The organism is Acidocella sp., assembly GCF_036489515.1.
Taxonomy (GTDB): domain Bacteria; phylum Pseudomonadota; class Alphaproteobacteria; order Acetobacterales; family Acetobacteraceae; genus Acidocella.
In genome coordinates this window covers 1-23,599 of record NZ_DASXFO010000019.1, presented here as the reverse complement: position 1 = coordinate 23,599, position 23,599 = coordinate 1, and the positions used below count along the sequence as shown (strand labels likewise).

19 protein-coding genes and 1 tRNA gene are annotated in these 23,599 nt (G+C 61.9%); 15 read left to right on the top strand and 5 right to left on the bottom strand.

Annotation, left to right across the window (positions count from 1 at the left end; all coding sequences use genetic code 11):
• Positions 1-145 precede the first annotated feature (145 nt).
• Positions 146-463, bottom strand: coding sequence for a hypothetical protein (locus tag VGG47_RS02710; RefSeq protein WP_331535328.1), 318 nt, complete (start codon positions 461-463; stop codon positions 146-148).
• A 170-nt stretch (positions 464-633) separates the two neighbouring features.
• Between VGG47_RS02710 and VGG47_RS02705 the strand changes: the two genes are divergently transcribed.
• From VGG47_RS02705 to VGG47_RS02665, 9 genes are all read left to right on the top strand, one after another.
• A complete protein-coding gene (locus VGG47_RS02705; RefSeq protein WP_331535327.1) occupies positions 634-1,188 on the top strand; it encodes an RT0821/Lpp0805 family surface protein in 555 nt (184 codons plus the stop codon).
• A 393-nt stretch (positions 1,189-1,581) separates the two neighbouring features.
• Complete coding sequence (locus VGG47_RS02700) at positions 1,582-2,754, top strand: amidohydrolase/deacetylase family metallohydrolase (protein ID WP_331535326.1); 1,173 nt, start codon at positions 1,582-1,584, stop codon at positions 2,752-2,754.
• Between the two features lie 10 nt (positions 2,755-2,764).
• A complete protein-coding gene (locus tag VGG47_RS02695; RefSeq protein WP_331535325.1) occupies positions 2,765-3,904 on the top strand; it encodes a DSD1 family PLP-dependent enzyme in 1,140 nt (379 codons plus the stop codon).
• Between the two features lie 102 nt (positions 3,905-4,006).
• On the top strand, positions 4,007-5,338 hold the full coding sequence (locus VGG47_RS02690) for an ABC transporter substrate-binding protein (protein ID WP_331535324.1): 1,332 nt from the start codon (positions 4,007-4,009) through the stop codon (positions 5,336-5,338).
• Between the two features lie 7 nt (positions 5,339-5,345).
• Complete coding sequence (locus VGG47_RS02685; RefSeq protein WP_331535323.1) at positions 5,346-7,259, top strand: ABC transporter permease subunit; 1,914 nt, start codon at positions 5,346-5,348, stop codon at positions 7,257-7,259.
• A gap of 4 nt (positions 7,260-7,263) precedes the next feature.
• Positions 7,264-8,343, top strand: coding sequence for an ABC transporter ATP-binding protein (locus VGG47_RS02680; protein WP_331535322.1), 1,080 nt, complete (start codon positions 7,264-7,266; stop codon positions 8,341-8,343).
• A 2-nt stretch (positions 8,344-8,345) separates the two neighbouring features.
• Positions 8,346-8,840: a hypothetical protein gene (locus VGG47_RS02675; RefSeq protein ID WP_331535321.1), complete on the top strand. Its 495-nt coding sequence runs from the start codon at positions 8,346-8,348 to the stop codon at positions 8,838-8,840.
• Complete coding sequence (locus tag VGG47_RS02670) at positions 8,837-10,483, top strand: GMC family oxidoreductase (protein WP_331535320.1); 1,647 nt, start codon at positions 8,837-8,839, stop codon at positions 10,481-10,483. The genes VGG47_RS02675 and VGG47_RS02670 overlap by 4 nt, the downstream gene beginning before the upstream one ends.
• A gap of 40 nt (positions 10,484-10,523) precedes the next feature.
• Complete coding sequence (locus VGG47_RS02665) at positions 10,524-11,975, top strand: aldehyde dehydrogenase family protein (RefSeq protein WP_331535319.1); 1,452 nt, start codon at positions 10,524-10,526, stop codon at positions 11,973-11,975.
• Between the two features lie 137 nt (positions 11,976-12,112).
• Here VGG47_RS02665 and VGG47_RS02660 read toward each other — a convergent pair whose 3' ends face one another.
• Together VGG47_RS02660 and VGG47_RS02655 are read right to left on the bottom strand one after the other, a co-directional pair.
• Positions 12,113-13,240 carry an amidohydrolase/deacetylase family metallohydrolase gene (locus VGG47_RS02660; protein WP_331535318.1) on the bottom strand — a complete coding sequence of 376 codons (1,128 nt, stop codon included), beginning with the start codon at positions 13,238-13,240 and terminating at the stop codon, positions 12,113-12,115.
• A gap of 100 nt (positions 13,241-13,340) precedes the next feature.
• On the bottom strand, positions 13,341-14,600 hold the full coding sequence (locus VGG47_RS02655; protein WP_331535317.1) for an MFS transporter: 1,260 nt from the start codon (positions 14,598-14,600) through the stop codon (positions 13,341-13,343).
• 483 nt (positions 14,601-15,083) lie between these two features.
• On the opposite strand from VGG47_RS02655, the gene VGG47_RS02650 reads away from it, so the two are divergent.
• On the top strand, positions 15,084-16,418 hold the full coding sequence (locus tag VGG47_RS02650) for an MFS transporter (protein WP_331535316.1): 1,335 nt from the start codon (positions 15,084-15,086) through the stop codon (positions 16,416-16,418).
• 14 nt (positions 16,419-16,432) lie between these two features.
• A complete protein-coding gene (locus VGG47_RS02645; RefSeq protein WP_331535315.1) occupies positions 16,433-17,350 on the top strand; it encodes a LysR substrate-binding domain-containing protein in 918 nt (305 codons plus the stop codon).
• 142 nt (positions 17,351-17,492) lie between these two features.
• On the opposite strand, the gene VGG47_RS02640 is transcribed toward VGG47_RS02645, so the two are convergent.
• Positions 17,493-18,314, bottom strand: a complete 822-nt coding sequence (locus VGG47_RS02640) for a class II aldolase/adducin family protein (RefSeq protein ID WP_331535314.1) — start codon at positions 18,312-18,314, stop codon at positions 17,493-17,495.
• A gap of 344 nt (positions 18,315-18,658) precedes the next feature.
• Between VGG47_RS02640 and VGG47_RS02635 the strand changes: the two genes are divergently transcribed.
• Positions 18,659-20,044, top strand: coding sequence for an L-serine ammonia-lyase (locus VGG47_RS02635; RefSeq protein ID WP_331535313.1), 1,386 nt, complete (start codon positions 18,659-18,661; stop codon positions 20,042-20,044).
• A 77-nt stretch (positions 20,045-20,121) separates the two neighbouring features.
• Here VGG47_RS02635 and VGG47_RS02630 read toward each other — a convergent pair whose 3' ends face one another.
• Positions 20,122-20,298, bottom strand: coding sequence for a hypothetical protein (locus VGG47_RS02630; RefSeq protein ID WP_331535312.1), 177 nt, complete (start codon positions 20,296-20,298; stop codon positions 20,122-20,124).
• Between VGG47_RS02630 and recQ the strand changes: the two genes are divergently transcribed.
• From recQ to VGG47_RS02615, 3 genes are all read left to right on the top strand, one after another.
• The gene (gene recQ, locus VGG47_RS02625; RefSeq protein ID WP_331535311.1) at positions 20,297-22,132 is read left to right on the top strand and encodes a DNA helicase RecQ; all 1,836 of its coding nucleotides are present in this window, start codon (positions 20,297-20,299) and stop codon (positions 22,130-22,132) included. The genes VGG47_RS02630 and recQ overlap by 2 nt on opposite strands.
• Positions 22,133-22,294: 162 nt before the next feature.
• Positions 22,295-22,384, top strand: a tRNA-Ser gene (locus VGG47_RS02620).
• 156 nt (positions 22,385-22,540) lie between these two features.
• Positions 22,541-22,828: a hypothetical protein gene (locus VGG47_RS02615; RefSeq protein ID WP_331535310.1), complete on the top strand. Its 288-nt coding sequence runs from the start codon at positions 22,541-22,543 to the stop codon at positions 22,826-22,828.
• The last annotated feature ends 771 nt before the right edge of the window (positions 22,829-23,599 follow it).

Genomic DNA, 23,599 nt, shown 5'->3' with positions numbered 1-23,599 from the left:
AGTCGATCCCAACCGGGCCATTCGCGGGCTTGGCTACTTCGACCGTTAGCTATCTTTCACTCACGATCCTCGGGGCGGCATCGCGGCCCTAACGTATCGATCGGCCAGTCGATGCCACTGGCGAGGTGGTACGGATAAAATCCTGTCAACTGTTCGCGCACGAATTTGAACTGACACCAGAACATTGAAATTTTTCCTTGGACGGGCGAAAATAAGGGCGAAAGGAACCGTTTATATGAGACTGCCCCGCCTGTGCCTGTTTGCCCTGCCGTTGGCTCTTGCCGCTTGCAATGCCAATGGCAACCGTGCACAAGGAGATTTCAACGCAGCCGGCAATAATCTTGGCCAAGGCCATATTGGCAGCGGTTTCAATGACATCGGCCAGGGTTTTAGCAACGGGGCCAACGCCACGGGCGGTGCCATTGTGCATACGGCGCATCAGGTGGGGAACGCGTTCAGCCAATAAGCACCTGATCATATTCATGACTACCGGGACTGGTTCTGTGCGCCAACGGGTCACCCTTTTCATTCCCCATCGACCCGGTTGGCGCAGATTCCGTTCGCTTTGGCTCTCGGAATCTGCTCTAAATCTTTGTTTGAGCGAGCAACTTTATTCGATCGGATGCTACTCTCGTGGCGAACCGCTTCAATGTGTCGGCGCGATTTCTGCCGCCCTTAATTGTGCCGATATTTAGCCGAATTATTCCTGCCTCCCGTGAGGGCGCGATCGATAACAAAATGAGGGGGATAAAAATGAAATTTTTAGCGATTTCGGAAGAGGAAAACGTCAGGAAGGCGGTCTTTAGGGGATTGAAATTGGCGCTTCTTCTGCTGGGCGGCGGATTTCTGGCGATCACGCATTTCAACATGGCCGAAGCCCAAATGATTAACCCTTTTGGGGTGAATAGCGGCGCGACCCTTGGCAAGGAGGACTACAAACTGGCGCGCGAAGCGGTCGGGAAATTGCTTGAGGAAAAGACACTAACTGTCGGGAGTTCTGATACGTGGCACAATCCGGCTTCCGGTAATCATGGGACGTTCACCATCCTTGATATCTTCACGTCAAACGGCATGCCCTGCAGAAAAGTGAATTCGCACACTGTTTACCGCAAGGCCGGTGCTAACCCGCGGAACTTCACCTTGGATGTCTGCAAATTACCCAGCGGCGAATGGAAAACGGTCGCTTAATCAACGCAAGAGCATTCGTTCTCCGGTAAAATATTTCTTTTCCGGCGGGTATCCGGCCCAGCGATACATGCCTGGTTGCCAGTACGGGATTTTGGGCAAGCTGTCCGGGCCAGCACGCTTCCCCCTTGCCCCGGCCACCGACGGCGCCCATACCCCCCTCTGTTAGAGATAAATATTTTGACAAAAAGAAGACAAGACCTTCTTGTACCTTCGGAATGTTCGGAATACTGTCATCCAAGGAACCTCCGACTAAATCCTCCAGGAACGGAAAACTACGAGGAAAATCAATTCGGTAACTTGAGGAAAAGAGGACTTATTCAGAAGTTCCCTAACATGCGGAATTTGTAAGGTGTGAACGATGCTTCATCTGGCCTTCCTGTTCGGCGCGTCGGAATGACCGGCATGATGGCCGATCTGATTCTGCGCGGTGGGCGCGTTATCGATCCGTCGCAAGGCGTGGACGCCGTGATGGATGTCGCCTTCCTTGATGGCCGTGTCCTCGCCGTCGGCGAGCGGCTCGAAGGGCGTGAAATTCGTGACGTTTCCGGGCGTATCGTGACCCCCGGTCTGATCGATCTGCATACGCATGTCTATTGGGGGGGCACCTCGCTCAGCGTCGATGCCGACAATTATGCAAGCGGCACCGCCGTATCCACCTGCGTTGATACCGGCTCGGCCGGTCCCGGCAATTTTGCCGGTTTCCGCAAGCACGTGATCGAGCAGAGCCACGTCAGAATTCTCTCGTTCCTGCACATTTCCTTTGCTGGAATCTTTGCTTTTTCAAACCGCGTGATGGTTGGCGAGAGCATGGATATGCGGTTGATGGCCGCGCAGGATGCCTTGCAGGTAGCGCAGGCCAATCGCGATGTGATCATCGGCATCAAGGTGCGCGTCGGCCGCATGACGAGCGGTCCGAGCGGGATTACGCCTATGGATGTGGCGCTTTTGGTGGCGGACCAGGCCGGTTTGCCGTTGATGGTCCATATCGATGAGCCGCCGCCGACCTATGAAGAGGTTGTCGCCAAGCTGCGTCCCGGAGATATTTTAACACATTGTTATAGACCTTTTCCCAACGCACCGGTCGACGGCGCCGGCAAGATCCGCGCCGGCGTGCGCGCGGCGCGGGAGCGCGGCGTGCTGTTCGATATCGGCCATGGCAAGGGCGCATTCGCGTGGACAACGGCACGGGCGGCGATGGCGGAAGGTTTCCCGCCGGACACGATTTCCTCTGACGTACACACACTTTGTGTTAACGGCCCGGCCTTCGACCAGGTGACGACCATGTCGAAATTCCTCTGTCTCGGCATGCAAGTTCCAGACATCATCGCGGCCTCTACGGTGAAGCCCGCACAGGCGATCCGCCGGCCGGAACTCGGCTCGCTCAAGCCCGGCAGCGTCGGCGACGCCAGCATTCTCAGCCTCGAAGACGGGGCCTTTCCCCTCGTCGACGTGCTGGGTGAAGTGGTGATGAGCCCACAGCGCTTCATGGGGCGCGGCCTGGTCATCGGCGGCGCCTGGTGGGACGAAGCCGCCGCGCCGGCGTCAGCCGTGCGCGAGGTCGTGTAGGGGCGTGACGATGCAGTCGGGATCACCACCTACGGGGCCGCGACGTCCCGCCGAGCCCGGCATGGCGCTGGCCGAGGTGCAGACGCCGGCCTTGCTCGTCGATCGCGCGGCGTTGGACGCGAACATCGCTGCCCTGGCTTCCTATCTGCAGAGCCGCGCGCCCGGTATCCGCCTGCGGCCGCATGCCAAGACTCACAAATCGCCGGACATCGCGCGGCTGCAGCTCGCGGCGGGTGCTATCGGCGTCTGCTGCCAGACCGTGGCGGAAGTCGAAGCGATGGTCGCCGCCGGCATCCCGGACGTCCTGCTGAGCAACCAGATCGCGGAGGCAAGCAAGGCGGCTCGCCTGGCAGCACTTGCGGGTGCGGCGCGCATCATCGTCTGCGTGGATGACACGGCGCAGGTGGCGTTGCTCGCCGCCGCCGCTCGCGATGCCGGTGTCGTCCTGCACGTGCTGGTGGAAATCGATGTCGGCGGTCATCGCTGCGGCGTCGCCTCGGCCGAAGCGGCACGCAGCCTTGCTTTGGAGGTCGCGCGCCACAAGGAACTCGCCTTCGACGGTCTGCAGGCCTATCACGGCCGCGCGCAGCATTTTCGTACCTATGAGGAGCGGCGAGACGCGATCGCCTCGGCTGCGTCCATCGCGCAGCAGGCAGCGGCCCTGATCCGCGAGAGCGGCCTGCTTTGCGGGACCATCACCGGCGCCGGTACCGGCAGCTTCGAGCATGAGGCGGCAAGTCACTTCTACACCGAACTGCAATGCGGGTCCTATGTCTTCATGGACGCCGATTATGCGCGGAACCGCCGGGGACCAAACAACGCATTGCCTGAATTCGCCCACGCGCTGTCGCTCCTCACCACGGTGATCAGCGCGCCGGTGCCCGAGCGCGTCGTCTGCGATGCCGGCCTCAAGGCGATGAGCCTCGATAGCGGACCGCCTTCGCTCGCACGGCATCCCGGTCTCGCTCATGCCGGCACCTCGGACGAACATTCGACGCTGCTGGTGGAATCCGGCGCGGCGCCGATGGTTGGCGATAAATTGCAGCTCCTGCCTGGGCATTGCGACCCCACTGTCGCGATGCATGACTGGCTGGTGGTGCATGACGGACAAATTGTCACAGCACTATGGCCGGTGGCACGCGGCCGATAAGATAACGGACGAAGACGGCGCTGGTCCTCGACGAACAGCGTTAAAGACAAAAACTATGGGATCAACGCTGGTCTGCGGCAGTCACTTACAGGGAGGCTTGCATTGTCAAAGACCAATTTGCCTAATGAGAGCATCGAGACGTATCTGATCCGCCGCAGGGCGTTGATGCGCCTTGGCGCGATGGCGGGCCTGGGCGCGGCACTGCCGGGTTTGCGCGCCCAGGCTCAGGCCAAGCCTGCAACGCCGCTGCAATTCGTCGGCTGGCAATACAACCCGCAGATCGTGGCGCAGAATGTCGAGACCTTCGAGCAACTGTACGACGAGAACGTCAACTATCAGCTGATCCCTGGCGAATACGCGCCCATAACGGAAACAATGCTGGTCGCCGGCAAGAAGTTTGACATGATGTACAGCGAGGAGGCGACGCTCGCCCGCTGGATCACCGCGGGCTGGGCACAGGATGTGGACAGCATGCCCGATGTTGCGGCGATCAAGGCCAGCATGGTGCCGGTCGGTGTACGCAATCTGTCTCTGCCCAACGGCAAGCTTGGCGGCCTGCCCTATTATGCCGGCTACGGATCGTTCATTTATAACGAGAAGCATCTCGACCAGGCGAAGCTGCAACCGCCGACCAGCTGGGCGGAATTTTTGGAACAAGCGCGGCAGCTGAAAAAGGATAAGATCGTCGAGTTTCCCTATGTGAGTGCCTGGGCGCATCAGGCGCCGAGTTTTTCCTGGAGCCTCTTCTCGATCTGGTATTCCGAAGGCGCGAAGGTATTCGACGCGAATTTCGATCCGGTCTTCGACGACAAATTCACCAGCGTGCTGGAGATGCACCGCACATTGTACCGCGAAAGGCTGGTCTCGCCGGATATCTTCACGCTGCCGCAGGAGGGCGTGCCGAGCTACGCCACCGGGCAGCATACGTTCGCGGTGATCCACGACTACGACCAGAAAGTGCTGAACGACCCGAAGCTCTCGCAATGTGCGGGACAGGTGCGCAACGCGATAATGCCCGGGGCGACACGTTCCACCTTCTCCTGGGTGTCGATGTATCTGATGGGCGCCGGCGCCGCCGACCCGGACCGCGCCTGGAATCTGCTGCGCTTCTTTGGCGGCAAAGCGAAAGACGGGCAGTACCATGTGATCAAGCGCTGGGCGCTGCAGTTCGGCCTCGGCACGCCCTATACCGAGGTGATGAACGATCCAGAGGTCGCAGCCTCGTTCAAGAGCTGGAAGGATACGGATGTTGCCCTCCAGCAGCTGCAGAATTCGACACCGCGCGATGTCGGCAAAACGCTGTGGTACCAGGATTGGGACTGGTACATGATGGGCGCGGTTCAAGACTACATCCGCGGCAGCCAACCCACTTCGGCACTGGTCGCCGACCTGCATAAACAGGTCGGCGTGTTCAAAGCGCGCTACGCGACCTGAGGTCGATATGTCGAGTCTCTCCGAACCACTTGTCCGCCCTGCCCCGGACCTGAAACGCCGGCATCTGCCGGCCGCTTTGGTGCCCGCGGTGCTGGTGGCGCCCGGGCTGCTCGCCGTGTTCCTGGTGATCGGCGTGCCGCTGGCCTATTCGTTTTTCGTCAGCCTGAACCGGACCAACGTGCTGACACATCGTTCGCATTTCGTCGGGTTGGCAAATTATACGGCGGCGTTGACAGACCCCGATTTTTTCGACGCCTTCCTGCGGACCGCTCTGTTCGCCGGCGGCACGGTCCTGGCGGGGCTGGCGGTCGGCATCGGCATGGCGCTGGTGCTGAACGCCCGGATCCCGGGGCGCGGCTTCATGCGGGGGCTGGTGCTGATCCCCTGGGCCATGTCGCCGGTCGCGGTCGGCATCCTGTGGAGCTGGATTTTTAACGGCGAATACGGGCCGCTCGATGCCATGCTGCTCGATCTCGGCATCATCCATCATCCGATCTACTGGCTGGGCGGCAGCACCTCGGCATTCGTGCTGGTGGCACTCGTCTATGTGTGGAACCAGGCGCCCCTCACCTGCCTGCTGGTTCTGGGCGGGCTGCAATCAATGCCGGAAAACCTGCACAAAGCGGCGCGGGTGGATGGCGCCGGACCATGGCGGCGGTTCTGGCGGATCACCTTGCCCTGGCTACGGCCGACGCTGCTGCTGGTGCTGATCCTGACGACGATCAACGCGATCATGGCCTTCGACCTGTTCTGGATCATCACCCAGGGCGGCCCGGGCGACACCACCACGGTGATCTCCTGGCTCGGCTATGTGCAGGCATTCCAGTATTTTCAGTTCGGCCAGGGTGCTGCGATCTTGTATCTGCTCACCATCCTCTGCCTGATGCTGGCGATCGCCTATTTTCTGTTGCTGCTGGCACCGGAACGGCGGCGGGCGAAGCGGGTGAGCGCGGCGCTGCGTGCGGAGACCGCGCCGCTGGCGGCGAGCCTGCGCGTGCGCACGCCACCGCCACTGGAGAAGGCCGCCCCCACGACAGCACGGCGGATGCCCCGTGGCGGTGGCGAGGCCTGGGGGCGGATCGCCGTCCGCATCGCCGCCCTGGTGATGCTGCTCTGGTCGGGGCTGCCGTTTCTGTGGCTGCTCCTGATGAGCCTGTCACCCTCCACCGAGCTGATCCGCAGCCCGCCGCGGCTGATGCCGGATCATCTGACGCTGGAGAATTATCGCGCGATCCTGTTTCCGCAGGTGAGTGGTGCGGCGAGTGTCGAGGCGCGGCGCGTCCCTTATGCGCTCTGGAACAGCCTGATCGTCTCCGCCTGCGTCACCGCGGTCACTGTCGTGCTCGGCGCGCTTGCCGGCTACGGCTTTGCCATCGCCGGACGCAGCCGGGCGCTGCTCGTGTCGCTCTGGGCCTTGATGCTGACACGGATGGTCCCGAGCCTGGTGCTGCTTCTGCCGTTCTATATCATCTTCCGCACCGCCGGGCTGCTCGACACGCGCACCGGGCTGGTGATCGCCTATTGCAGCCTGATCCTGCCGCTCTCGATCTGGATCATGAAAGGCTATTTCGAGGGCATGCCGGCGACGCTGGAGCAGGCGGCGCGGGTGGATGGCTGCACACGGCTGCAGGCGATCCGCAAGGTGGTGCTGCCGGTGGCGCGGCCGGGCATCGTCGCCACCGCGATCTTTTGTTTCCTGGTGTCGTGGAACGAGTTCGTCATTGCGCTGATCCTGACCAACACACTGGCCTCGCAGACAATTCCGGTAACGATCGCGGGGTTTCTCGCGCAGCTGCAATTCTACGATTACGGCCCGATGTTCGCGGCCAGCGTGCTGGCGGTGGTGCCCCCGGTGCTGGTGACTTTGTTCTTCCAGCGCGCGCTGGTGACCGGCATGCTGTCCGGTTCGGTCAAAGGATAGACAAATGGCAACTGTATCGCTTGAAAATATGAGCAAATCCTACGGGCCGGTGGCGGCGCTGCAGGCGCTGGACATGCGCATCGGCGACGGCGAGTTCCTGACCCTGCTCGGCCCCTCGGGCTGCGGCAAGAGCACAGCACTCGCCTGCATTGCCGGGCTGGAAAAACCCTCCGGCGGGCGCATCGTCTTCGGCGATCGCGACGTGACACGGCTGGAGCCGCATCAGCGCGATATCGCGATGGTGTTCCAGGATTACGCGCTCTACCCGCATATGACGGTGCGGGAGAACATGCTGTTCGGGCTGCAGCAGCAGCGCGTCGGCCGTGCCGAGAGCGAGCGCCAGGTGGTGCGCGCGGCGGAGGTGCTCGATCTCGGCCGTCTGCTCGACCGTCGGCCGGCGGAGCTGAGCGGCGGGCAGCGCCAGCGCGTGGCGGTCGGCCGCGCGGTGGTGCGCAACCCGTCGGTGTTTTTGATGGACGAACCGCTCTCCAATCTGGATGCCTCCCTGCGGGTGCGCACGCGCACGGAGATCCGCCGCCTGCAAAGGGAGCTGGGCGTGACCGCTTTGTTCGTCACGCATGACCAGGAGGAGGCGATGGTGCTCTCCGACCGGATCGCGGTGATGCGCGGCGGCGTGCTGCAGCAGCTCGGCCGGCCGATGGACGTGTATCGCGATCCGGCCAATCTGTTTGTCGCCACCTTCATCGGCTCGCCGGCGATGAACATGCTGGAGGCGGAGCTGATGCTGCAGGGCGACACCGTGCGGGCCCTGGTCTCCGGCCAGACGCTGTCGTTGCCGCGCGCGGTCACGCGCTCGAGCTGGGAAGGCACGCGCAAGGCGCTGCTCGGCATCCGCCCCAGCGATTTTGGCATTACCGCGCCGGCGGATGCGGCCTTGCGCGGGCGGGTGTTCCTGGTCGAGCCGGTTGGGCCGTTCGCCTATGTCGATATCGACATCGACGGCTGGAGCCTGAAGGGCACCTGCGATCCGGACCGCGCGCCAGCGATCGACGACGTGGTCGGGCTGAGCTTTGTTGCCGAACGGGTGTGCCTGTTCGATCCAGAAACGGAATTGAGGCTGTAAACATGACTGAGGACACAATGACTCTTGAGGAACGGCGCGCTTTGACGGCGCTGTTAGATACGCTGCTGCCTGGTGGGGCAGGCTTTCCCGCCGCCAGCGCCAGCGGTATGGTTGAACTGTTCACGTCGCGGCTTCTGGCGGCGGCACCGGAGGCGATGACGCAGATCATCGGCCTGGTTGACACCGGCAACGGCCTGCCCGGCGGCGCGGCCGGCTGGCGCGAGGCGGCGTACCGGATCGAGATGATCCTGCCCCGGCTCTTCAGCGAATTCCGCAAGCAGGCTTATCTCGCCTATTACGAACAACCGGCGGTGATCGCGGCGATTCGTGCGCTCGGCATCACCTATAACGACGCGCCTTTGCCCGAGGGCTATCCGCAGCAGCGTTTTGAGCCGGCACGCGACACCCCGACACATGGACGCGGCAACTGGCTGCGCACCGATGAGATCACGCGCGTCGATCTGAGCAACCTCAATCTGGGAGATTTGTTAGCATGAAGAAACCCGATCACGCGGACGTGGTGGTGGTCGGCGCGGGGGCCAGCGGCGTGATCAACAGCCTGGTGCTCGCCGAGGCCGGGCTGAAGGTAGTGTGTCTCGACCAGGGCGGTTGGACCCAGCCCAGCCAGCACCCGCATTTCTCACGCGACTTCCAGCACCAGCGGCATAACAAATGGAGCCCGGAACCGGCGCTGCGCCGCGGGGCGGATGATTATCCGGTCGAGGGCGATCAGTCCCACGCCTTTATGTGGAACGGCGTTGGCGGTTCCACCAACATCTACGCAGCACTCTGGCCGCGCTTCCGGCCTTCGGATTTCCGCAAGGGCACCGAGCACGGGCTCGCCCCGGACTGGCCGATCACCTACGAGGATCTGGCGCCGTTCTACGATGCGGCGGATCGCATGATCGGCGTCAGCGGCCTGGCTGGGGATCCCGCCGTGCCGCCGGTGCCCGATTATCCGTGCGGGCCACTGCCGCTGCGCGAGAGCGGGCGCGCGATCGGCCGCGGCTTCGACAGGCTCGGCTGGCATTGGTGGCCAATGCCAGCAGGCGTGCTCTCGGAATCGCGCGACGGGCGCGCCGCCTGCAATGGCTGTGGCAATTGCGCCTCCGGCTGCCCGCGCGGCTCGATGGCGAAAATGTCCGTCACGCTCTGGCCGCGGGCCCTGGCGGCCGGCGTGGAGCTGCGCGCGCAGGCACGCGTTGAGCGGATCGAAACCGGGCCTGACGGCCGCGCCACGGGCGTGGTGTATATCGATCGCACCACCGGCGATCGCGTGTTGCAGACGGCCGATATCGTGATCATCGCCGGCAACGGCGTCGGCACGCCGCGCCTGCTCCTGCTGTCAGAGAACGTGCAGCATCCTAACGGCCTGTCCAACACCAATGACGTGGTCGGGCGCTATCTGCTGCACCATACGCTGGTCGCCGCGGAAATCTGGGTGGACGAGAAGATCGACTCGCATATGGGAAATTCCGGCGCCGTGGTGAGCCGCGAGTTCGCCGAGACCGACGTGTCGCGCGGCTTCGTCAACGGCTTCAACTTCAACGTGGTGCGCACCGGCCCGGCCGGGCAGACCGCGATAGGCTCCTTTGCACAGCGCCCGGCGCCCTGGGGCGAGGACCACCATCGCTGGTTCGCCCGCCATTTCAGCCATAGCTTCGGCGCCTACGCGATCGGCGACGACCTGCCGCGCGCGACCAACCGGATCACGCTCTCAGCCACCGAGCGCGACCAGGATGGGCTGGCCGCGGCGAAGCTGCATTACACGCCCTGTGCGAACGATATCCGCATGATGCATTACGGCATGGAGCGGCTCCGCGACCTCGCCCGGGCCGTCAACGCCTTTGATGTGGCGGTCACGGATTATTATGAAAACGGCGTGTATCGCACGCCCGCCTGGCACCTGCTCGGCACCTGCCGGATGGGCGACGACCCGGCCACCTCCGTGACCAACAAATATCACCAATGCTGGGAAGTCCCGAACGTGTATGTCTGCGACGCCAGCAGCTTCGTCACGGGCGGTGTCGTCAACCCAACCAGCACGGTGACCGCGCTCGCCTTGCGCTGCGCCACGAACCTTGCGAAGAATTTTCAGAACCTTCGCCACGCGACCAGGACGGTGCGAGAATATGCCTGACCCGTCCGGGCGAATTGATTTTCTAGAAGGAAGACACAAAATGCCCGACACCGTCACAATCCCAGTCTACGAGAATTTTATCGGGGGCGTCTGGGCTGGCGAACCCGAACATATGCCGGCGATCAATCCGGCCACAAGCGAGACGCTCGGCGCGCTGCCGCGCAGCAGCCGTGAGACCGCCGGCAAGGCGGTAAAAGCGGCACGCGCCGCGCAAGCTTCCTGGGCGGCGCGTCCGGTCTGGGAACGGGCCGCGATGTGCGTTGCCATCGCCGCCGAGATCGACGCGCGCCACGAGCATATCGCGCGCGTCGTCAGCCAAGAGCAGGGCAAGCCGCTCGCCCAGGCAATCGCTGAGGTCCGCAAGGCCGCCGACGGGTTCCGCCTCGCCGCAGAGCTGGTGAAGCACATGCGGGGCGAGGTGATCCCCGTCCAGGACCCGCGTAAACTCGCACTGACACTGCGTCAGCCACGCGGCGTTTATGCCGTGATCACGCCGTGGAATTTTCCGGTGAACATCCCGGTCGAATATCTCGCGCCCGGGATTGCCACCGGCAATGCCATCATCTGGGTGCCGGCCCCCAGCACCTCACTCTGCGCGGTGGCGCTCACGCAGGCGATCGAAGCGGCCGGCCTGCCCGCCGGCGTGATCAACCTGGTCATCGGCGAAGGGGCGACCGTGGGCGACGAAATTGTTGCCCATCCTGACGTCAACGGCATCGGCTTCACCGGTAGTGCCGCGACCGGCAAGCGGATCGCCGAACGGGGTGCGGGCAAGCCGATGCTGCTCGAGCTGGGCGGCAACGGCCCTGTGCTGGTCTTCGAGGATGCCGATCTCGATAAGGCCGCAACCGCCGCCGCGAACGGCGCCTTCATCAATGCCGGCCAGATCTGCGCGGCCACGGGCCGGCTGCTGGTGCACCGCAAGGTCGCCGACGCGTTCGCCGCACGCCTGGTTGAAAAAGCCAAGGCGATCCAGCTCGGCGATCCGCTGCATCAGGGCACCACCATGGGACCGTTGAACAATGCCAACGTCGCCGCCAAGGTGCGTGAGCATGTCGAGGACGCTGTCGCCGCCGGCGCGACACTTCTCACCGGAGGTCGACCGCGCCCTGATCTCGGCAGCAATTTGTTCTTCGAGCCGACAGTTATCACCGGGGTGACACGCTCCATGCGCGTCTTCCGCGAAGAGACCTTCGGACCGGTGCTGCCGATCGTCACCTTCGAGACCGAGGCCGAGGCGCTTGATCTCGCGCTGGATAGCGAATACGGCCTGAGCGTCGGCGTGTTCACCGCCGATCTGGAACGCGGCATGCGCCTTGCCGAAGCCATTCCGGCCGGTATCGTCAACATCAACGCAGGCAGCACCTACTGGGAACTGCAGCTGCCGTTTGGCGGCGGGAGCGGCACGAAAAGCGGCCTGGGCCGCCTGGGCGGCAAGCTCACGCTGGAAGCCATGACCGAAATCAAAATGATCACCATCGACCGCGGTTAAGGAAGACTACTTTTTGTGAACAAAAAGTAGCAAAAAAACTTTATTAATGCTGGGCTATGGGCGTTGTCCCTGACAACGCCCATAGCCCAGCATAGCAAAAAGTTTTTGCGCCGCTTTTTTTAAAAAGCGGCTGCTTTCTAGGCCGGGTGCCACCATTTTCCGTTCAGCACCACGCCCTCGGCGACAATGCGGCGTTCGGCGGTTTCCACCACGTCCCGCACGTCTTCCAACGGGAAACGCCCGTCTTTCACGGCGAGTACGCTGGCCTCGCCGACACTGCCGATCTTCAGGCTGCCCAGCTCGGGACGCCGCAGCGCCCGCGCCGGATGCAGCGTGGTCGCGGCGATGATCTGCGGCAGGTCGAGCCCCAGGTGCAGGAACTTCGACATCGTCGTCACCAGATCGTAGGCCGGACCGTCGATGCAGAGCGTATGCACGTCGGAGGAGATCGTGTCCGGCAGGAAGCCGTGGCCGATCATCGTCCGCGCGGTCTTCCACGCAAACGATCCTTTGCCGTGGCCGATATCGAAAATCACGCCGCGTTCGCGCGCCGCGATCACCTGCGGCTTGATCGTCCCGTCGCCGCGCGTCGGCGCGTTGGGGAACGGACGGAAACAATGCGTCAGCACGTCACCCGGCCGCAGCCGTTCCAGGATCTCCTCATAGGTCGGCGGCGGCTCGTCGATATGCACCATCAGCGGCAGCCCGGTCTCGTCGGCCACATCCAGCGCCACGTCCAGCGGCGCGATGCCCGCCGTGCCGCTCGCGGTCCGGCCCAGACGGATTTTTATGCCGATGATCACATCCGGATTGGCGCGCGCCACCTCCACCGCGTCACGCGCGGCCAGCAGACGCATATCCTGCCCCTCGCCCACCATCACGCGCTTCGAAAAACCGTAGATCCCGGCGAAGGAAACATGCAGATAGGCGAGAATGCGGATGGCCGAATTTTCGATCACATGCTTGCGAAAGCCGTGAAAATTCCCCGGCCCGGCCGAGCCGGTATCGACGCAGGTCGTCACCCCGCTTTGGCGCGCAAACATATCCGCGTCCACGCCGAGCGACGTGCCACCCCAATAGACATGCGTGTGCAGGTCGATCAGCCCCGGCGTGACGATCTTCCCCGTGACATCGCGCACGACGTCGCCCTTCAGCCCGTCGCCGATCGCGACGACCTTGCCTTCCGCGAAAGCGATATCCGTGACGCGGTCCACCCCCTGCGACGGATCGATAATACGTCCGCCCTGTAACACCAGATCAGCCATATTCAGTCCTCAATCCTTAGCTAAAACATCAGGAAATTTCAGAGATCAGCTCGATCTCGACGACGCGTGCGGCAGGCTGCCCATGCCGACGATAACGGGATCAGTCCGCCGCTCCTTGTTTGGCAAGCACCATGTTGCCCTGACGGCTGGGCTGCGATTTCACGAACAGCACCATCGCCACTGTGCCAATAAAGGCGATCACGGCTGCCATCAGAAAGGCAGTGTCGAAGCCGCCAAAATACTGCACCGCGAAACCCGTCGCGGCGGGGCCGATAATGCCGGAAATATTGCTGAGAAGATGCACAAATCCGCTCACCCCCCCGACCCGCTCCGGCGGCACCAATTCTGTCACGGTCGCCCAACAGGCCTGCGCCGCCGCGGTCATGCACACCACGATCAGGCAGATCAGCGCGACCGCCGCCACAGCGCCGCTGCTGACACACAGCGCCAACAACGCGACAATCGACAGGGCTAACGGAACCGAGGTCACGATCTTGCGCGCCAGCAGCTTGTCATGCATCCGCTTGTACAGAAAATCGCTGATATTGCCGCCGCCGACATAGCCGATGATGCCGCATGCCCAGGGAATCGCCGCGACATACACCATGGTTTTCATCGGCATATGCAGCGTATGCGTCAGGTAGGTGGGCAGCCAGGAAAGCAGGATGAAGAACGGATAGTTCATCGCGAACAGCCCCAGCCCTAACGCCAGAATCGCCGGCTGCGCGAGATAGCGCCATAACGGCACTTCCGACGGCGCCGCCTTGATCACGGTCACCTCTTCCCGCGCCGCGCCGGGCGGATGGTCCGTCATCAGCAGGCGCCAGACGACCACCCAGATCAGCCCCACGGCGCCCGTCACCACAAAGGCGATGCGCCAACCGACCGATAGCATCAGCAGCCCGACCACCGGCGCCGCCAGCGCGCTGCCCACTGACTGGCCCGAAAACACGATGCCTATGGTGCGCGACGTTTCCTGGCGCGGAAACCAGTTGCTGATCGTCTTATTCGCGGTGGAATTCATCGGCCCTTCGGCGAAGCCGAACAATGCGCGCACCACCAGCAATTGCGCGAACCCGCCAACGGCCCCGGTCAGGGCCGATAAAACCGACCATGCCAACGAGGCCCACACATACACCTTGCGCGGTCCATAACGGTCGGCAGCGTGCCCACCTACAAACGCAAACAGCGTATAGCCGAGGAAAAACGTGCTGAAGACCAGACCGAGTTGAGACGGCGAAAGATGCAGGTCCGCCCTCATGAATGGCGCGGCGACGCCCAGCGCCGCGCGGTCCATGTAGTTGATCATACCGACTGAACACAAAAGTCCAGCAATGACGAAACGATAACGTCCTGCCATCACGCCGCCCTACCCCGTCGGTCCATGCTCATTCCCTCTAATTAATCGCCCATACACGAGACGCTTATTTTTTAACCAGAAAATCCAAAATTCATTCATCAATTGATGAAAAATCTTATCGTTGCCGCAGAAATTTGCAAAAGCAACAATATCGACTGAACAAACGAACGCAATGTACTATCCTGTATGGTCACAAGACACATATTCTATTGTCCCCGCCACGGCCATCGCTTCCGGAGAAAAAATGCACAAACTACTGAATGAAATTCTCCTTTCGCGGCGATAAGACCAGCATTCAGCAGGATATTTTCCGCCCCATACGATTTACCACGTCGCTTTAAAATCGATACAGCCGTTCACAAAGCCATCGAACATGTGACGGTTTTTCACAACATTGATATTTTTCGTGCATTGCCGTGCCGGCCATATGCCCGTTTTATGATCACCGCAATTATTTCGTGCAGATCTGGCGAAAGGGAGAAAATGACGAGCGACGCACCCCAGCAAGCAATTTCCGAACGGCTGATGAAGCGCATCGCCTGGCGCCTGGCGCCGCTGATGATCTTCATCTACATCGCCAATCAGCTGGACAGGGCCAATGTCGGCTATGCCGCGCTGACCATGAATGCCGAGCTGCACATGAGCACGGCGCAATACGGTCTCGCCACCAGCCTGTTTTTCCTCGGCTATATTCTGTTCGAAGTGCCGAGCAATCTCTGCATGCACCGCTTTGGCGCGCGCCTTTGGATCATGCGCATCCTAATCAGCTGGGGCTTTCTCTCTTCACTGACCAGCTTCGTGCCCAGCGCGCATTGGCTGTATTTCGCCCGCTTTTGCCTGGGCGCCTTCGAGGCCGGATTGTTTCCCGGCATGGTGTTCTATCTCACCCTCTGGATGCCGGCGCGCAACCGCGTCTGGATGATGTCGCTGTTCGTCCTCTCGATCCCGCTCACGGGCATGCTCGGCGCACCAGCTTCCACCTGGCTGATGAGCCATGCCGACATATTCGGCATTACCGGCTGGCGCGCCATGCTGCTTCTGGAGGGCGTCCCCGCCATGCTGCTCGGCCTGGTGGTTTATTTCTGGCTCCCGAACGGTCCTGAAGCCGCGGGCTGGCTCTCGGCCGGCGAAAAGCAGGAGATCGCGTCTGCCCTCGACGCTGAACGGGCGCAGGCCGCGGCGGCAACCCCTTCCGGGAGCGCCTGGAGCGCGCTGGCGAATCCCAAGGTCTGGGCGCTCGGCCTGGTCTATTTCGGCACCAATGCCGGCGTCATCGGGCTGTTGTTTTTCCTGCCGCAGGTGGTGAAAAATTTTCAGGTGGCGTTCCACGTCAAATACACGCTCACGCAGATCGGGCTTATCACGGCCATTCCGTTCGCCTTTTCCATTATCGCCATGCTGGTCTGGGGCCGCTTGGTCAGCCGGCACAGCATGAATGCCTGGCACGTCGCCGGGCCGCTGCTGGTCAGTGCCACCTCGCTTTCCGCCGCGTTATATCTGAAATCACCTTACGAGACGATCATCGCCCTGGCGATCGGCACCGCCGCCTGTTTCAGCAGCATCACCACCTTCTGGCAGTTGCCGAGCCGTATTCTCACCGGCCGCGCGGCCGCGGCGGGGATCGGGCTGATCACCAGCATCGGCGTGTCCTCGGGGTTCCTGTTGCCCTATTTCATCGGTTGGGTAAAAGATGTGACCGGTAGTTTCGCATTGGCCTTCATCGGCATCGCCTGCGCCATGGTGATCGCCTCAGCCGTGGTGGTGCTTCTTGAAACGCCGCGGCGCGCCCTCAGCGCGGTCAGGCTCGCGGGAGAATAAGCGGAGGATTTTTTATGCGCCGTGGGGTTCCGAGCCTGAGTACGCTGCAAGCCTTCGAGGCGGCCGCGCGCCACGAAAGCTTTTCAAAGGCAGCGCTCGAACTTTCGCAAACCCACGGCGCTGTCTGCAAAAAAGTAAACGAGCTGGAATCGCAGCTGGGCATTGCCTTGTTCGAGCGGGTGCGCCATCGCCTGGTGCTTTCGGCGGCGGGGGCGGAATATGCCCGGCGCATCCGCGTGCATTTGGACCAGATCCGCCGCGACACGCAGGAGCTGGTAAGCCAGCATAAAGAGGTGCAGATCCAGCTCGCTGTCGGTGTCACCTTCGCGTCGCAATGGCTGATCCCCCGCCTCGCCGATTTTTACGCCGCCCACCCCGATCTGCGGCTGCATATCATGGGCCGCGACCAGCCGACTTTCTTTGACAATTCCAGTTTCGATGCAGCCATCTATTTCAGCCAGCGGCCCTGGCCGGCAATGCCGGGGCAGAGCCTCTTGAGTGATGGCGAAGTTCTCGCGGTGGCGGCGCCGTGTCTGGCGCGTGGCGGGTTGAGCGTCGCGGAAATTGCGGAAATGCCTTGGATCTACACGCGCGATCTGCCACGCGCCTGGCAGTCCTGGTCGGAAACCGCGGCAACGCACCCGATCGAGCATCGTGGTGAAAACCGGCGCTTCGACATGTTCGTCATGGCGATCAACGCCGCGCTCTCCGGGCTCGGCGTCGCGCTGCTGCCGCGGATTCTCATCGAGCGGGAATTGCGCGACGGCACGCTGCTGCAGGTGCATCCGCACAGCGTCACCAACCCGGAGACGATCTATTACTCATTCCCGGAACAGAAGCGCGATTGGGCGCCGCTTGTGCGTTTCGGGCGCTGGCTGACCGCGGCAGTCGAGCGCGACGGCGCACCCATCGGGCGAGCGGCAGCAGAGTAAGAAAGGAAGGCTACTTTTTGTGAACAAAAAGTAGCAAAAAAACTTTGCTATGCTGGGCCATGGGCGTTGTCGGCGACAATGCCCATGGCCCAGCATAAATAAAAGTTTTTACGCCGCTTTTTTCAAAAAGCGGCTGCTTACTTTAAGCTAAGCCCAACCCACTATTCAGCGCACGCAGGTCCGGCGCGTCGCGCAGCAGCTGCTGGTACAGGCCCTGGAATCCGAGCCAAGCGACGTAGTCCGAGCCGAGCAGGTTATGCGTGGATTGTGCGTCCTCTTCGGACAGTTCTTCCGTCGCCCCGGCAGCCTCGGCCAGCAACTGCACCTGGCAGCAGCGTTCCATGGCGATGAAGCGGTAAGCCGCGGCGTCAACCGTGGAACCAACCGTGAGAAGCCCATGGTTGAGCAGGATGGCGGCGCGCGCCTCGCCCATGGCCGCAGCGATCCGGCGCCCCTCATCAGCGGCGAGCACGACGATATCGCCCTTGAACAGCACGTGGTCTCCGTAGAACAGGCAGGCTTCCTGATTGATCGGCGCCAGCAAGCGCGAGCGCGCCGAGAAGGCGCGGCCATAGGTGGTGTGCGTATGGGCCGCGGCGACCACGTTCTCGTTGGAGGCATGGATGCCGCAATGGATCGCCGCCGCCGCCGCGTTCACCGGGCCGCTGCCGTGATACACATGCGCGTCATCGTCGATGCAGATCAGATCGTCGGGGTGAATCGAGGAAAAATGCTGCGCATACGGGTTCACCCAGAAACGGTCATGAAATTCCGGGTCGCGCACGGTGATATGCCCGGCAATGCCCTCGGCCATGCCGAAGCGCGCGAAAATGCGGAACGCGGCGGCGAGCTTCAGCTTGCGGTAGCGGCGCTCTTGTTCAAACGTCTCGAAGGCCGGCGGCTCCGGCAGGGGGCCGCCGATCGGCGTGGGGATCCGGCGGTCGTCGGCCTGTAGATGGCCCATGGTTCTTCTCCTCAAATACCCTGTTGGGTGACAGGTATTCTTTCCCCCTCCGCGCGCCGCGGTCTAGCGACAAAATTTCACAGAGTTTTGCCTTGTGCTCACAAGCTGCGGCAAGGGCGCGGATGGATTGTCCGGCGTCAGATGATATGCGATATTCGGCAGTTGAGATTAACGGATGGTTTGGCTCACCTATGTCGCTAAAAGTTCAAGAGAATTTTCTCGGTTGCGCTCAGGTGAACCTGTTCAAAAATTTCCTTGGCAGCAGTCCCGTGTGCATCTGACGATCACATGTAAGTAGCGGCACCAACACGTGACAATACGACGGCTCGTTGGAGAAGCCAGAAATGTTTTTAAGCGTTTTCGACATATTCAAGATCGGCATTGGTCCTTCGTCTTCGCACACGATGGGGCCAATGACCGCCTCCGTTCAGTTTATCGACCTGCTGCGCTCCTCAGCGACCGCCCAGCAAGCCACAAAACTTCGCGTCACGCTCTACGGCTCTCTTGCCTTCACGGGCAAGGGCCACGCGACCAATCGGGCCGTAGCGCTTGGACTGCTTGGCTACACCCCCGCCGAGATCGATCCCGATGTCGCGGAACAAAAGCTTGCTGAATTGCACGTCACCGGCCTGCTTAGACGGGAAGGCCTGCCAGCCTTATCCTTCGCCCCCAACACCGACATCATTTTCAATTATGGGCCGCCACTGCAGGGCCACGCCAACGGTCTTGTTTTTGAGGCCCTCGACTGCCACGCAAATCTTCTGTTGGCGGAAACCTACTACTCGATCGGCGGAGGCTTTGTCGTTACCGAACAAGAATTAAAAAACCCATCGCCAAAAGCATCGGGAAAATCCATCAACTGTCCATATCCATTCGAAAAATCGGTAACGATGCTGCAGATGGCGAAAGTCAGTGGCCTGTCGATCGCCGACATGAAACGCGCGAACGAAGCCATGGTGCGCTCGCCGATCGAGGTGGAAGAAGGTATCCCGCGCATTTGGGGCATCATGAACAGTTGCATCGAGCGCGGCCTGTCCCATGACGGCGAATTGCCGGGAGGGCTGAAGGTTCGCCGCCGTGCCCAAAAAATCCACGAGAAACTCGAACGTGAACGCGGCTCCAACAGCAGCCAACCGCATGTCATCGCCGATTGGCTCAGCGTCTACGCCATGGCCGTCAATGAAGAAAACGCCGCGGGAGGCCAGGTGGTGACGGCCCCCACCAACGGCGCGGCGGGCGTCGTGCCGGCGGTCTTGCGCTATTATCTCGATCATTGTTCTGGCGCCCGGCAAGAGCTGGTTTCAGACTTCATGCTGACCGCTGCGGCGATCGGCGGGTTGATCAAGCACAACGCCTCAATATCCGGCGCGGAAGCCGGCTGTCAGGGCGAAGTCGGCTCTGCGGCCGCGATGGCCGCAGCCGGTCTCTGCGCTGTCCTCGGTGGCACACCGGAGCAAATTGAAAATGCCGCCGAGATCGCCCTCGAACACCATCTCGGCATGACCTGCGATCCGGTAGGGGGCCTGGTTCAGGTGCCTTGCATCGAGCGCAATGGGATTGGGGCAATGAAGGCGGTCGCCGCGGCATCGCTGGCACTGCGTGGGGACGGATCTCACTTCATGCCCCTCGACAATTGCATCGAGGCGATGCGCCAGACCGGCGAGGACATGAATACCAAATTCAAGGAAACCAGCCTCGGGGGCCTCGCCGTCAATCTCCCCGAATGCTGACCTGAATGACAAAGAAAGCAGCCGCTTTTTAAAAAAAGCGGCGCAAAAACTTTTGCTCTGCTGGGCCATGGGCGTTGTCACCGACACAGCCTCAGGTCCAGCACAAATAAAATTTTTAGGCTGGGCCGTGCCTGTTCCAACGCCACCGGCCCAAAGGAGCAAAAATTTTGCGCCGCTTTTTTAAAAGCGGCTGCTTTCTTTTCTTCTGACCTGCATTTGCCGCGACAACGCAACAGGCTGTAGTCAGACGCCATGCAAAGCCCCAGCGCCGCAGCCCCGGATGCGCCCCTCCCCGACCCGCATGAGACGCTCCGCAATGTGTTCGGCCTGCGCGGCTTTCGCGGCGAGCAGGAGGAGATTGTCTCGCATGTGATGGCGGGCGGTGACGCGCTGGTGCTGATGCCGACCGGCGGCGGCAAATCGCTCTGCTACCAGCTGCCCTCGCTCTGCCGGCCCGGGGTTGGCCTGGTCGTCTCGCCGCTGATTGCGCTGATGCGCAACCAGGTGGCGGCCTTGCGCCAGCTCGGCCTCAACGCCGCGGCGATGAATTCCAGCCTCACCGGGCCGGAGCGGGCCGCGGTGCGGGCGGATTTGCGCGCCGGGCGGCTGGATCTGCTCTATGTCGCGCCTGAACGGCTGATGATGCCGGATTTTCTCGACATGCTGGACGGCGTGCAGATCGCGCTGATCGCCATCGACGAGGCGCATTGCGTCAGCCAATGGGGGCATGATTTCCGGCCGGAATATCTGCAGCTGGCGCAGCTGGGCGAGCGTTTTCCCGGCGTGCCGCGCATCGCTTTGACCGCCACCGCGGACCTGCAATCGCGCGAAGACATCCGCCGCCGCCTCGGGCTCGACGGCGCCCGCATGTTCCTGGCTAGTTTCGACCGGCCGAACATTCGCTATGCGATCGTAGAGAAAGCCTCGGCGCCGCGGCAGTTGCTGGCGTTCCTGCGTGCGCATCAGGGCGAGAGCGGTATCGTCTATTGCCTCAGCCGCGCGACCGTGGAGAAAACCGCTGCGGCGTTGCAGACGCACGGCATCAACGCCCTGCCCTATCACGCCAGGCTGGAGCCGGAGGTGCGCTCGCGCAACCAGGATGCATTCCTGGCCGAGGACGGGCTGGTTCTGGTGGCCACGGTGGCCTTCGGCATGGGCATCGACAAGCCCGATATCCGCTTCGTCGCGCATCTGGACCTGCCCGGCAGCCTGGAGGCGTTCTACCAGGAAACCGGCCGCGCCGGCCGCGACGGTGCGCCGGCGGAGACGCTGCTGCTCTACGGCCTACAGGATGTGGTGCTGCGCCGGAACATGATCGACCAGGGCAATTCCCCTGACGAGGTGAAATGGATCGAGCGCAACAAGCTCGATTCGCTGCTCGGCGTGTGCGAGACCGCCGCATGCCGCCGCCAGGCGATCCTCGCGCATTTCGGCGAGGTGATGCACGCGCCCTGCGGCAACTGCGATACCTGCCTGACGCCGGTGGAAACCTGGGACGCCACGACGGCGGCGCGCAAGGCGATTTCTGCCGTGCTGCGGACCGAGCAGCGTTTCGGCAGCGCGCATCTGATCGACCTGCTGCTCGGCGTCGCCAACGACAAAATCCTCCGCTTCGGCCATGAAAAACTTCCGACCTTCGGGGTGGGCAAGGAACTCGACCGCAAAGGCTGGGGGTCGGTGTTCCGACAGCTGATCGTGCGCGGGGTGCTGGCGGTGGACCACGCCTCCTACGGCGCGTTGCTCACCACCGCAACCGCCCGGCCGATCCTGCGCGGCGAGGAACCTGTGCATCTGCGACGGGACCAGGCCAGCCGCTCGGCGCTGAACACGATCAGCAAGAAGAAGGAGCGGATCGCGCTCGGCGCCGCGGCCGAGGGGCTGTATGAGGCGTTGCGCGCGGAACGGACCCGGCTGGCCCGCGAACAAAGTGTGCCGGCTTATGTGATTTTCCACGACGCGACACTGGCGGCGATCGCCACGGCACGGCCGCAAAGTCTCGCCGAGCTGGGGGATATCCCCGGCATGGGCCGGACCAAAGTGGAGCGATATGGCGAGGTGGTGCTGGAGGCGATCCGGGCCCATGGATAGGGGCGAAGCGAAGGAGCCAAAAGTTTTTGCGCCGCTTTGTTAAAAAGCGGCCGCTTTCCCGCTTACCTTGACAGTTAAAGACAAGTTTCGCACAAACGCCCCCACACTGGCCCCGTTACGGGCCACGCCAAAGCGGCAAAAATCCTTGATCATCAAGGCGTTGGAAGGGTGGCCGAGGGGTTTAAGGCAGCGGTCTTGAAAACCGCCGTGCGTGAAAGCGTACCGTGGGTTCGAATCCCACCTCTTCCGCCAAAAATCCCTATTTTTCAATGACTTACGAGGCGGTCAGGGAAAATTCCCTTATCAATCCCCTTGTCGTTTGAGCGAACAAATGCGGACGGGAACGTTGACGGCCTTCCGCCCTTCGGTCATCGTCGCAACAAAATACTAATAATAAGGGGGGCTGGAATGACCAACAAGGTCTTCGGGATGGCCTGGTACCGTGAGGAGGACTACCGCCGAATTCTCAAAATCATGGAAGACGCGGCCATGTTGCCTCGGACCTACAAGCGTTGGAAACACCTCGTAGAGCGAGGAGAGCGCCGCCAGAAGGCCGCGGGCCGGATTGTCATCCGCGCCATAATCGAACCGGAAAAGTTCCTTACCTGGACCGAGGGGCAAGGTCTGAATGCCGGTCTCCATGCTCGCGCGAGGTACGCCTCTTTGGTCGCGACTCAAATATCCGAAGGCACGTAGATGGCTCATGCCACCACCCGTCCGGCATCGCGGAGATGGCGACCGGCGCACAGAAAAAGCCCCGGATTTCTCCGGGGCTAATCTGCAGGCATGTTGATACTGGCGGATCAACAAAATGACATTAGAGCTGTCATAAAAATAAGCTATGCGGGCTGGGGCTTAGCAGCGTTGCGCGTGGGGCGTGGGCATGCACCATCCCAGCCCGTAACACTACTGCACAAGATGACACCCAATGATCGCGGCGATGCGGTAAATACGTTCTCGGCCCTTCGGACACCCCCCTGTTGCCGCACGTTCTGAAGGGCTTAGTTGAAGCAGTCTAACTGGCGGGCGGTTAAGAGCCGCCCGCCTTTTTGGTTAGTCCTCGCTGATGGAAAGGGCATGCATAGTACGCACGCCCTTGGCGATCATACCCGTAATATTATTAAGGGTATCAATACTGTTTATACCCTTAGGGTGTCCATAACTCGGACGCCCCCTAACCCGTTGATTTTAGCACCCTCAATAGTATCGAGGGGCGCTCACAGTATGAGCACCCCTTGCGGTCAATCCTTACCGATCACAAGCGGCGGCGGCTTCGGCCTGCGCCCGGGTTTGCGCTCTGGCGGATCGTTTGCGCCCAGGAAAATCGGTAACCGATGCGAACGGCCCACCTCGCGGCGCGGCTTTTTTTTCTAGACACTGCAGCCCTGAATTTGGGTGAGGTGATATCATGGATAATGACGGTCCTAATGCCAGGCATCAGTACAGTCATGAGGACGTTGAGTACCG